This is a genomic window from Daejeonella sp. (assembly GCF_049655485.1).
Taxonomy (GTDB): Bacteria; Bacteroidota; Bacteroidia; order Sphingobacteriales; family Sphingobacteriaceae; genus Daejeonella.
Genome location: NZ_JBASJU010000047.1, coordinates 1 through 12,739 on the forward strand (window position 1 = coordinate 1; position 12,739 = coordinate 12,739).

Consider the following 12,739-nt stretch of genomic DNA (forward strand, 5'->3'; position numbering starts at 1 on the left):
TCAGCAACGATCAGGGATCCATCGTTGGGCTTTTCACCCGGATCATTCATTGAGAGGATGCGGCTATATTTCGAATCAGCATCAGAAGTAAAATACAGACCTCGTTCCTGGATCCATCCATCGAAATCTTTTTCGGTGATTTTATTTGGGTAGTTAAGTACAGGATGGTCTTTGGCAAGCAGAACCACTTTTGAATTCTCGTCCGTTACACGGTCCCTTGATAACTTGAAGGGATAAGGCCCAATATTCTGAATCTTCAAGGGACTGTTAACATTATACTGAACTAATAATGTGCCCCCTTTTTGGACGTATTCCATCAGTTTTGGTTGAATAACACCTTTATTATCATTGACGTTGTATAGACGTACGCCAGTAATAATGGCATCAAAGGTTGATAGATTACTGTTCAAAATCTGGCTTTCAGAAAGAATGCTAACCTGATAGCCTATTTGTCCCAGCGATTCAGGAATCAGATCGCCTGCCCCTGCTATATAGGCAATTCTCTTGCCCCCGGTTTTTAGGTCGATGCGTTCAACGCGCGCTTCCGCAATGGGGAAGATAGTTTGCAGGGGGATGTGATCATATGCGATTACTTTCGTTCCGCGATTGAAACTTTTCCCTCCAGAGGTAACAGTGAATGCAAGTTTGCCGCTGGAAATCGATCCTGCAGGGCTCACCAAAAACTCTACAGTTTTTTCCTGCCCCTTCAATGGGAGATCGAAACTGATTTCTGTGGGAGCTACATTCCAGCCTTCCGGCACATGAGCAACGATTGTTCCGCTCGATTTGTCTTTGAAACTTTTCAGCTGCACCTGGATGGTTTTAGGAGCGTTTCCTGTGAATATATACGCTTTATCCACAATAGTTGCTGTAACCGGGGGTGCTAGTGTTAGTGCATGATAGATCTCACCTCGAACGGGATCCGTATATTTAAAGACTACCGGACGCGTGAATGAAATGTCCTTGTTATTGATGGAAAATTGATAAGTAATTTGGAGGGGAGGGGTACTTTCAGGATTACCAATAATCATTGGGTTGTTTACCACATACATCCCAAAAGGATGTTCCTCCTTAAGCCAATAGTGTTCTGTAATTACATCAGCATAGAGACGATGGGTAAGACTTTTTACCTTCCCCTGTTTTAGTACTGCATTTTGCTCCAGGCCGTTTACCTTTTTTAGAACAACATCGGCCCCGGACTGAAGGATTATCTGGCTGCTGACAGTCAGACTATCACCAACCGGGCTTTCTCCCTGCAGCGAATAGCTTTCGAACCATAAGCCAGCAGCGGAAGCGATCAAATCTTTGATTTCTGAAGTTTTTTGTTGTCTCCAGTAGTTATCTTTCAGCCTTTCGAGGGCGGTAAGAATGTCTAGGAGTTCTGGAATCGAATGGGAAGGATTATCGACATCAAATTTTTGATCTGCCCGAGTGATTATATCTTCAATAGCCTGCCCGCCTTCCACACGTTTCCAATCAAAGCTAATCCCTTCGAAAAGGTCAGTTTTGGCAGCCTCACCTGCAGTATGTGAAAAAAACTCTATCGCTTCACCCCTTTGTCTTGCGGCTCCAAAACCTTGACTTTTGTGTTTTGTTCTGCTCTCAGCAGCAATTTCACCATATCCTTTTCCAAGCAGCGGGTTAAAGCCGCCTATATCCAATTTAAGTTGGTCGGGTGCAGTAGTATTAGTACCTCCAAAATTAAATGTGTTCCAGACTATTCTTCTTGCCTGCCAAACGGCAACGTGTTTTAACTGCTCAGGAAAACGTTTCGGATCGGCTGCGGCGTGGAATGCCTCGCGGGCAATAATTGCTGAAGCAGAGTGCTGTCCGTGACCTGCACGGGCATCCTCAGGGAACCTGGTTATAATAATGTCTGGACGGAATTTCCGTATTATCCACACAGCATCTTCAAGGACCTTTTCTTTATCCCAAATTCTGAATGTTTCTTCAGGATTTTTTGAAAAACCAAAATCTATTGCGCGGGTAAAAAATTGTTCTGCCCCATCTGTTCTTCGTGCTGCCAGTAATTCCTGGGTGCGGATTAAACCAAGTAACTCGGATTGCTCGTTCCCGATCAGATTTTGCCCGCCATCGCCTCTGGTGAGCGACAAATAACCAGTTCTTAATTTTTTCTCTTTGGCGAGGTAAGAAAGAAGCCGTGTGTTTTCATCATCGGGATGGGCAGCAATATAAAGTGCCGAGCCAACGGTATTTAGTTTTTGGATTCCAAGTTTGATTTCAGCAGAACTATACTGTACGGATGTCTGTCCGAAAACCAACAGAGGACTTAAAATAAAGTAACAAATTGCCGGAAGGCGAAAATTCATAATATGCAGCATACACATCGAATGTAATTAAAAAACATCCTTTAATTCAGATGATACAAAAAATTTACTCAGGGAAAAAAAGAAGAATAAAAAAAACGGTCAGATACTTGGTATCTGACCGTTTCCCCAAAAATTACAATTAAAAATTTGTAGATCCTTAAAGCTTTTACTTGCCGTTTAGAGTACAATCACTGCATGTCTGAACGGTTATACTTCCTAGTAAAACAAATAGGCTTTAAGGCTGATTAACCTTTATTTTATAAAATTACAAAAATTCGTTATTTATTTCAAATTAGTTTTCAACATTTTGTTGCAGGGATATTTCTGTATATTCCAGAAAAAATTGCGTATTACGGTGTTTTAAGAGTGTTTTCGAACAATTTTAGAATTCGTTTATACTCATCGGCCCAGCTGGAGGGCTCCGTAAATGCATGATCTTCCACCGGATAAACGGCCAGTTCCCAGTTGTCTTTTTTCAGTTCAATAAGCCGCTGGGATAACCTTACGATATCCTGGAAATTCACATTCACATCCACCATACCGTGAGCCATCAGCAAATTACCTTTTAGTCCATCCGCAAAGTAAATTGGTGAGCTCTTTTTATATGATTTTGCATCGTTTGCTGGCTCATTCAGGATGTTTGAGGTGTACCCATGGTTGTAATGGGCCCAATCAGTAACTGACCTTAGAGCTGCTCCTGATTTAAAAACATCGGGTTCTGTAAATAATCCCATTAAGGTGATGAATCCACCATAGGATCCGCCATATAATCCCACATTTGATGGATTGATGCCGTATTTCTCAGTTAGTAGCTTAACTCCGTCGACATGATCGCTCAGATCTTTACCACCCATATGACGATAAATGCCGGTGCGGTGATCTCTGCCGTAACCTGAGCTTCCTGTATAGTCAATATCGATAACAGTATAACCTTTGTCGGCTAAGAGGTTATTGAACATATATTCCCGGAAGTACTGGCTCCACCAGTAATGAACATTTTGCAGATAGCCAGCACCGTGAACAAATAACACAGCGGGCTTAGAAGGGTCTGGCTTTTCCGGTTTATAAATCCGGGCGTACACATCAGATCCAAAACGATTTTTAAAGGATACCATTTCCGGATCTCTCCATGGGTATGATTTAAATTCATCACTTATAGAATTTGTGATTTGTTCAGCTTTTGCATTAGGCCTGTTTTCCTGTAGGTAGAGCTCCCAGGGTTTATTTGCATAGGAGTAACGGATTGCCAGCCATTTCTCGTCCGGCGAGATAATCACTTCATTTCCGCCTTTCATCGAGGTTAGCTTAAACGGCTCTCCACCTGTTACAGGAATACGATAGTAGTGGGTAATTCCAGGATGTTCCATATTGGCCGTGAAATAAAAGCTTTTCTTATCGTTTGATAAGCGAAGTGTTTGTATTTCATACTTCCCGGAAGTGACTTGTTTTTTAACACCATTGAGTACATTAATCGAATAAAGGTGGGAGTAGCCTGTTGCCTCACTTTGAAAATAGAATGTATTGTTATCGATCCAGCCTAGATTTCCCCCATTAAAAGAGTTAATCCCAGGTCCGCCGATCCAAGCCTCGTCCCGCTGGCGGTCTAATAGTGAAAGTGAACCACTTGCCGGATCTAGTTTCATAATCCAACGATCTTTGTTATCAAGTGATAAAACGGTTACGACAGCCTGGGATCCGTCTGAATTCCAGAAGGGCCCTACAATAGAAACTTTACGGTCTTCATTTTTCTTGGTGCGATCTGCCAGCTGTTCCGGATAATCTTTCACATAATCCGGCAGGTCCTTTATTCCCGGAATCTGCTTAATAGAGATTGGAAATATGGTATCCCTTTGAATATCATAAATATAACTTTCAAAGGATGACAGTGCATTGCCTACTTTAGTACGGCCATTGATGTCTTCAGTGTATCCGGAAGTAGTTATATAGTTGGGAACAATAATATTTCGGTTTCCTTCAGGGCTTTTGGCAACTCTGAATGCAATGTACTTCTCATCGGGACTAATCCTTAGTGAATTTAAAGAACTCTTTTCGTCGAGATAAAACTCCTTAGGTCTCTTAGGGGCGTCTTCCTTAGTCTTTATCTCTGCATTTTTCTTTTCAGTTTCTTTCTTTTTGATGATCTCAAATTCACTGAGCTGATCCTTTTTAAGCCAGTCATCCTGTTTGCTTAATGCCGGTGTAGCGCGGGGTTTGCTACGGATGAAATTACTTAATTGGGAAAGTGAACTGCCATTTATAGATACAGCATAAAGATTATCGCCACGCTGGAAAATAACTCTGCTTTCATCTTTATTGAAAATAGGATTACTCTCGCGTTCGACAGTATTTGTCAGCACGTTCTCAGTACCGCTAATTGTATTTTTTAGTACCAGATCTCCATTCCTTTCGAACAACACTTTTGACCGGTCCCGGGAATAAGTAAGTACCCCGCGGTCGTTGTTTCGTCGTACGGTCTCAGCCGCTTTTTGAGGTGTTCTATTCTGTATCGTAATTTGATATAATGGGTCGGTTTCCTCATTTGCCGGATTCCAGTTAAAATAAATATTCCGGCTATCCTCGCTCCATTGAATGTTGCTGGGTGCTACGCCCATCCATTTCGGGTCACGCATGATTTTATCAACGGTTAATATTGGGGATTCCTGAGGATATGTAACCGAAACACAGAGGAATAAAAAAAAGGTGAAGAGATTTTTCATGAAGCTTGTGCAGGTAAAATTTGGGTCTATAATTTAAATTCGGCTTTGAATCGTAGTACATTATCTCTTTCAAGAATGTAATAAAATCTTTTTTTATCTGGACTAAACTGCAGAATCCAGCGGTTGCCCGCTGCTGCAGGGATCAGCTTTGCTGTAAAGGTATCAGCGGGAAAATATTGAATGAGTTCCGTTCCAATCTCTGGATCCGAAGGCCCTCCATAATTACTGATGCTATCTGGTTTACCATCTTCGTGCCGATGGTCATGTTTCAATTCTAAGCCGCCGCCGGTTTTCCTTAGAATCCATGTGCGGGTCTTGTTTTCGCCAACTACAAAAGGCATTCTTAATTCACCGTTTACTTCTGTAACAGTAAATTTCAATTTCTTTCCCCAAAAATCATTTGGCTTTACCGTGTCAGGCATGTAAATAGCCTTACCATAAAAGGTCTTCCCCTTTTTAGATTGCAGTTCTCTGAAAAACGCAGAGTCTCCCTGAGCCATACAACCATAGCTCAAAAATATTAAGCAAACGATCAGATATTTAGTAATCATATAGTTGATTAAAGAGCAGTTTAAATGTACCGTGTGTTTGTGCCCTAAATGTTATTTCAGGGCCGAAAGCGAAAAGTTTGCCTTTTCCTATGGGAGCTTCAAAAGCTGTTACACCATCCTGCAGATATTCCTGACCCCATGCCCAGCCGCTGCGAAGGGACTTTGGTTCAGAGAACCACATCAACGGTTTTATCGTCCCTTTGCTGATAGCATCGCTAGAAACCCGGAAAACCGCGCTGTTATCGAAATATACATCCGCCTGTTTGGCCATGCCCCATGCAGCCGGTTTTGCATTATCTACATTAACCCGCAGTACACTCCCCGGTACATAATATTTAACGGCAGGCAATCTTGCCTCTTTACCGTCGCTGCCTAGTTCTACAAGATGGTTTCTTACCGGCAGACCCAGGTGATAGGCCATATTTGTACTGCTTCCAATAGTGACAAGCTTACCACCGTTCTCCAGAAAACGCTTTAGTTGGGGAATCGATTTGTCGGGACTAATTCTCCCAGTTTGCTTCCGGTACTCTTCAGGAATATCGGTATTCGGAGAGCCGGAAGTTGTAGGTATGTTTTGAGGAGTATACGGCGGAATTGCACCGCTAACGAAAATTATAACATCATACTTTGAATTCAGGTTTCCTGCGTCTATTTCCTGCGGATATAGTATCGAAAAATTGAAATTATACTGTTCCATCAGGAATCGTACCCAGCCTGAGGACATTGAACCGCCATAGGTATCCCATAATCCTATACGCAAGCCGGAAACTTTAGTGATGTTTTTTGGCGCTGCGCCCGAGGGTTTCACAATAAGCCCCGGACTGGCAATTTGGTTTTTTAATATGCTTCGGCTTTTTTCCGTTGCCGGGATATAGAAATCGCCAGCATTCGGGCCATTGCTAATTCGTGAGATATTTTGCCTGCCATTGAGCAGTTCATTTACAGCCCTAAATGAGTTGTTTGCCTGGGCATCGAGAATAAATCCACTTGTAGAAGGTAATGGCCTGATTTCCGGGCTTTGAAGTTCCCCATAAGGGATGCGCTCGAATGGTCCCTGAAAGTCGTCCATAATCCTGTCAAATCCAACGTTCATTAAATATGCGAGCGTCCACCCGGCAGCATCATAGGGTGCAACTGGTGGCCCACCTTCGTATTTAAAGTCGTTCGGGTGATCCTGCGGCTCAAACATATCAAGCACATGCGGGCGAAATGCCTGATTCGTTTTAATAATATAGGAACCCTTCGGATAATTTTTACCGGCAACATTAAAGTTCTCTGTGGCTTTATGTACCAGTATTCCTGTACGCACGAGCGCATTAACAAACTTTATCGCGGTCGGAAAGTCATCCTGTTCAGCAGAAAGAATATAGCCTCTTGCGTCCCGCTGCTTTTTATCAAGCATAACGCTATCGTAATATCTTGACGGCAATTGGGAAGGGGCGCGGGCCATTTTTGATTCTTTTTGGAAGGCAAGATTAATGGCGTCTACTTTCTTGGGCGACAAGCCCCAGGTATCTTTGCTTCCCCGTTCAATAGAATTTTTCCCCATCCGGTAGATGTTGAAAAGTAACTCGTCTCTGTGTCGTTGCGCATAATCTAACACAGCGTAATTCATGGACACGGAGTAATCTATCGACTGGCGGAAATGCCATTTTTGAGGCGCGACCGGGAAAGTCGTACCTCCATTGGGAATAAGCCGATGCGGCACCAGTGGAATTTCACTAGGGGTCGGGCCGCCAATGGTTTCTGTGAGCAATCCGACTATATTGTGAAAATAGGTAGTAGTTCTTAAGCCTCCATTATACCAGGTCGAAAATACAGAGCCGTATTTTTGAGTATAACCCGGTTTATTTTCTACGTTGAGGCGATTGTTCATAGCCGCTCCAAGCTGATCGATACTGGTCATGATGATGGGATCGAATACATAATTAAAAGGGTCACGGTAGGGAGCCCCTGCGACAACTGAACCCGCCGGGCCTGCCTGATGATGATTGTACATAATCTGGGGCACCCAGTCTATAAATAGCTGTCTTGCTATATTCTGGCTTTCTTTAAGGTTTAACATGAAGAAATCCCGGTTGTTGTCATGGCCGGCATATTTCTCATATAAGCGCGGTACTCCTTGCAAGCTTCGTTTTTTAGGATCTTCTTCACGCAGATACCAATTACTGACCAATTCCTGTCCGTCAGGGTTTGCATGGGCCATAAGGATAATCGTATTTTCCAGTATCCGCATGGTTTCCGGATCTTTTCTGCTGGTAAGCTGCCACGCTGTTTCAATCAACTGATGTATACCCAAAGTTTCTGTGGCATGCAATCCTCCATCAATCCAGACCACTGCTTTGCCTTCATTAGCAAGTGCCTTTGCTTCCTGCTCACTTAACCCTTCTGCATAGGCTAATTGTCTTGATATCGTCTTGTATCTTTCAAGTTTTTTCAGGTTCTCCGGTGATGAAATAATCAGCATATATTGTGATCTTCCTTCTTCGGTTTTGCCGATTTCTACGAATTCAACCCTGTCGCTGGCGGCAAGCTTCTTAAAATATTCCTCGGTTTGAGTGTTAGTTGCCAGGCGATAATCATCGCCAATATCGAATCCAAAATGCTCTTTGGGAGAAATCTGTGAAAAGGCGCTGTTTACAATAAATAAACAAGTGATGAATAAGTAAGATATACGCATAATTTTGATTTTGTTGCTTGCAAGATAAGATAGAATGAGCCAGGAAACAAGAATCAATATACAAGGACCGCTGATTTTAAACAATGTGGTGAGCTGGAGAGTCTTTACACTATACCGTTAGTTCATGGAAGTCTTTATTACTAACTTTATAGCCAGATCACTCCTCAAAAATATATCCATGACTCTTTACGAACAAGAAGCCTACCGCGAACTTGAAAGTTGGAAAGCTCAGATTAAAATAAGGCCTTCGTTACTGAATCATGCTGCTAAAAGCTTGCAGAACAGAATTAATAAATGGATTCCCGATAAGGTTCATAATGTTATCACGATTACCATAGAGAAAATGGTAAAAGGAGTCCTCTTCGGAGCTACTTACACCACCAATGAAGCTCGAAAAGATAGCTCCCTGCAGTTGCGGGAGGCTTTTGTAAAAGAGCGCATTGAATTTTACCGCAAAACCGCATCCGCAGAAGGCGCTGTCACCGGTGCAGGAGGAATATTGCTGGGCTTAGCGGATTTTCCAATTCTGATTGGAATTAAAATGAAGCTACTTTTTGATATTGCTGCCCTTTACGGATATGATATTAAGGATTATAAAGAAAGGCTTTATATACTTCATATATTTCAACTTGCGTTTTCCAGCCAACAGGGTAGAATTGATGTATTTAAGAAAATTGAAGATTGGGATAACTATAAGAAAACACTTCCGGAAGAAGTAGATAAGTTTGATTGGCGTACTTTCCAGCAGGAGTACAGAGATTATATTGACTTAGCTAAAATGGCGCAGCTGATCCCCGTTATCGGGGCAGCTGTTGGAGCTATTGTCAACTATAAGCTAATTAATAAACTCGGCGAGACAGCAATAAACTGTTATAGGATGAGAAAGGTTAGTTCTTTAAAAATACTTAAGCAGTAAAGGCCTGATCAGTAATTAGAGGTTAGTTTTAGTGATTAGTATTATCGCCTATGTTAAGATTAGAACAGTTTTTCATTAACTGGTGTAATTCCTTTTAGCCGCAAATATATCGTCGCCTGCGCTCTGTGGTGCGTTTGATGTTCAAATGCTTTGACGAGCCAGCCATATTGGGTAACCTCGTATTTTCCGCGTTTGACGATATTACTGAGCTTTGAAGCATCAAGATTTCGGATAGATTCGATAGCGAAGTCATAGGTTTGCATAACTACCTGGGTTAAGGCTGATTTGGTTTTTAATACATCCATCTTCTCTAATGACTTTCCCTGGAAAATTGGGGTAGCTCCGGTACCACTAACTATCAAACCGATGGTGCCTTGCGACATATGCAGCATTTGTTCTGAGAAACTACGGATTTCCGGGGTAGGCCTAAAGCTCATGCCGTCTTCGGGCATCGCATCCAGATATTCTTTGGTATAGGCCTTGGCGCGCTCCCAATCGGCAATCATGTGGGCACGAATTACATCGTCGGTCATTCCTTGTCCAAAAAGCGAATTGCTGATTAAAATCACCCCGCAAATCAGCAAAATTGTCCTTAAGCTTTTCATAATTGATACCTAAACTATATTTATTAAGTAATTTATAATTATCAACTCAACAAATTTCCAGTGAAATCCACTTTTATATTGTAGGGCTGCAGATAACGGTCAGCGAGAATAGCGAATTCTTTTCTGGTAATATTTCGTTTTAAATCAAATTTGCTGTTAAATGAAAAGCTTTCTTTCCAGCCTTCCTCAATTTCTTTTTTAAGTTCTTCCCCCCGGGTTGCTGTGAACATGAAGAGGCTTATGGCATCCTCAATGGTCATAACTTCTTTTTTATTATCTGCAAACCAGATCTGGCTCCTAGAGTAAAATTCCTTGAAAGGAAGTCTTAGCTGTTCCGAAGAAATCGTGCTTGTAGTATCAAATTTAATTACGCTTCGTTCACCTTTTTTAGTGATTACAGGTTTTAGTAAGCCGCTCAGCGCTATCCGCTGAAAGGCGAGAAAGTTAGGGTCGCTTTTTTTAACATCAGACAAGGGTATTAATTCCGCGTCATACGCTAATAGTTCGGTCTGTACTCCTCTTACATTAATGTTTTTAGTAGTTGTTTTAAAAAATGCGCAGTAGGCTGCAATCGTGCCGGCGGCCTGCCCAAACGACATATTCACGGGTTTGATGGTGTTATTGCTCTTTGGTATAATGATAAAATTCTCCGCGCCTGGCGGTACAAAGCTTCCAACCGAGATCAACGATACTGAACGTGAGGTATCCGTTCCCGAGTAGGCAGTTGCAACTGTACTGCGGAATAGTTTGTTGTTGAATGGGTTGGTGTTAGCCGTGCTGTTTAGCATGTTTTTATTTACATCTATTCGTAATATAGACGCTATGGAAAGTTTTTCAGTTGCATCGACAACAACATCAGCTTTTATTTTCTGCCCGTTTTTCAATCTGACTTCCCATCCCTTACCATCTTTTTCGATCTTTTCCAGTGCTGTGTTCAAAGTCAGAGTTAAGTTTTTTGTAGTGTCAACTATACCCCTGATAAGCTTCAAGTATTGATCCTTCCCCATGTTAGGATCAAATGCCAGGGTGCTATCTTTTTCCCCCGGTTTTTTTTTAAGCTTTGATTTATAATGATTTTGAATCCTTTGAAGGTGACTGATGTCCTCAGAGCCCAGATCAACGTTTATTACAGGTGTCTGCGTCAGAAAAATGGTGCTTACACCAGAGCGAGCTGATTGAATAGAAGCTGCAAGACCCGCAGCAGTATTCCCAATTACTAACACACCTGTTTTCTTTGTTTGGGCTGATAATGAAAGGCTTAAAATGCCAAGTATAAGAAGTGATGAAAAATATTTAGTCATGTCGTTTTTTAAAGCGTGTTAATTTACTGTTTCTTTATTAAGTTTATCGTATGATAAAACAGAAGAAAAATATCAAACTCATTAACCTTCGAAATAGTATTGTTGGTTTCTCATGTGTAGCTAGTTTTTTACTTGGCGGATTTATTAGTCGCCAAATTGACGAAGAAAAGCTTACCATTTCAGTAATTAAGGAAGCTGAGAAAATTATCGGCCTCGACTTTACAGATGCTGAGGCAGATTCCATGCTGGAAACTTTGGAAAGCAGGCGCAAGAATTATGCAGAATTACGCAAGCTGAACATGCCTAATTCTGTCGTGCCATCTTTAAACTTCAACCCTTTACCTGTTGGATATCAATTTCCTGATAAAGAAAATGGATTTAAATTATCAAAGGCTCCCAGGAGTAAATTCAGTGGAAACAAAGACGAGCTGGCGTTTAGCTCGATTTCCCAACTTGCTGAATTAATCCGCAGCAAACAGATCTCCTCTGTAGAAATGACGCAATATTTTATTAATCGTTTAAAAAAGTACGATCCTTTCCTATTGAATACTGTCACCATTACAGAAGAGAGGGCAATGGCTCAGGCAAGAAAAGCTGATGCAGAGATAGCAGCTGGAAAATACCGTGGTGTGTTGCACGGTATCCCTTTTGGAGCAAAAGACCTTCTGGCCACTAAGGATTATAAGACTACCTGGGGATCCGTACCCTATAAAGATCAGGTAATAAACACTGATGCCACAGTGATAACCAGGCTTGAACAGGCAGGAGCCGTATTGATAGCTAAGATGACCTTAGGGGAGCTGGCCCAGGGTGATGTCTGGTTTGGAGGAAAAACCAGGAATCCATGGGATATAAAACGTGGCTCGAGTGGATCATCCGCAGGGTCAGCATCAGCTGTGGCTTCAGGATGCATGCCCTTTGCTATTGGTTCTGAAACTTTAGGATCAATTGTTTCTCCATCCGGAGAGAACGGCACCACAGGCTTGAGACCTACTTTTGGCAGAATCAGCAAGTATGGAGCAATGGCTTTAAGCTGGAGTATGGATAAACTGGGCCCAATTGCGCGAAATGTAGAAGATTGTGCAATAGTGTTTAATGCAATAATGGGCCCGGATGGAAAGGACTTAAGTGTAATCCCGGCACCGTTCAATTATACTTCTCAAACTAGCGGGAATTTAAAAGGTGTACGTATCGGGTTTATAAAATCTGAGTTCCTGAGAAGAAATGCAAATTCGGTAAACGACAGTTTGACCTTAATCAAGCTAAAGGAGCTGGGTGCCGAATTGGTTCCCTTTGAATTACCAGAACTGCCATATGCAGGTATGGGCATCGTCCTTTCAGCAGAGGCAGGCGCCGCGTTTGATGAGCTGACACTTACTAATCGGGAAGACCTTATGGTACTCCAAAACAAGAGCGCCCGGCCAAATGCTCTTCGGGCTTCCCGTTTTATTCCTGCGGTAGAATACATTCAGGCTAACCGTGCAAGAACCGTACTGATCGAACAGCTGAATGAAAAAATGAAAGGTATTGATGTGTTCGTTGCGCCTGCTTTTGGACAGAACCTTCGGGTAACGAACTTGAGTGGTCACCCCTGTGTTGTTCTGCCTAATGGATTCAGAGATAACTTACCTGGAACTAT

8 protein-coding genes are annotated in these 12,739 nt (G+C 42.2%); 2 read left to right on the top strand and 6 right to left on the bottom strand.

Annotated features, from left to right (window positions below):
• The 4 genes from WBJ10_RS02135 to WBJ10_RS02150 form a co-directional block, all read right to left on the bottom strand.
• Positions 1-2,330 (bottom strand): PIG-L family deacetylase (locus tag WBJ10_RS02135; RefSeq protein ID WP_424287902.1); only part of this gene is annotated, 2,330 nt, incomplete at its 3' end.
• A 350-nt stretch (positions 2,331-2,680) separates the two neighbouring features.
• Positions 2,681-4,960, bottom strand: coding sequence for a prolyl oligopeptidase family serine peptidase (locus tag WBJ10_RS02140; RefSeq protein WP_424287903.1), 2,280 nt, complete (start codon positions 4,958-4,960; stop codon positions 2,681-2,683).
• A 113-nt stretch (positions 4,961-5,073) separates the two neighbouring features.
• A complete protein-coding gene (locus WBJ10_RS02145; RefSeq protein WP_424287904.1) occupies positions 5,074-5,598 on the bottom strand; it encodes a hypothetical protein in 525 nt (174 codons plus the stop codon).
• Positions 5,588-8,278, bottom strand: a complete 2,691-nt coding sequence (locus WBJ10_RS02150) for a M14 family metallopeptidase (RefSeq protein ID WP_424287905.1) — start codon at positions 8,276-8,278, stop codon at positions 5,588-5,590. The genes WBJ10_RS02145 and WBJ10_RS02150 overlap by 11 nt, the downstream gene beginning before the upstream one ends.
• Positions 8,279-8,456: 178 nt before the next feature.
• Between WBJ10_RS02150 and WBJ10_RS02155 the strand changes: the two genes are divergently transcribed.
• Positions 8,457-9,194: an EcsC family protein gene (locus WBJ10_RS02155; protein ID WP_424287906.1), complete on the top strand. Its 738-nt coding sequence runs from the start codon at positions 8,457-8,459 to the stop codon at positions 9,192-9,194.
• Positions 9,195-9,253: 59 nt separating this feature from the next.
• Here the strand turns inward: WBJ10_RS02155 and WBJ10_RS02160 are convergent, their stop codons facing one another.
• Positions 9,254-9,799, bottom strand: coding sequence for a DinB family protein (locus WBJ10_RS02160; RefSeq protein ID WP_424287907.1), 546 nt, complete (start codon positions 9,797-9,799; stop codon positions 9,254-9,256).
• Between the two features lie 41 nt (positions 9,800-9,840).
• Positions 9,841-11,100 carry an FAD-dependent oxidoreductase gene (locus WBJ10_RS02165; protein WP_424287908.1) on the bottom strand — a complete coding sequence of 420 codons (1,260 nt, stop codon included), beginning with the start codon at positions 11,098-11,100 and terminating at the stop codon, positions 9,841-9,843.
• 50 nt (positions 11,101-11,150) lie between these two features.
• On the opposite strand from WBJ10_RS02165, the gene WBJ10_RS02170 reads away from it, so the two are divergent.
• A partial coding sequence (locus WBJ10_RS02170; protein WP_424287909.1) for an amidase occupies positions 11,151-12,739 on the top strand: 1,589 nt, incomplete at its 3' end.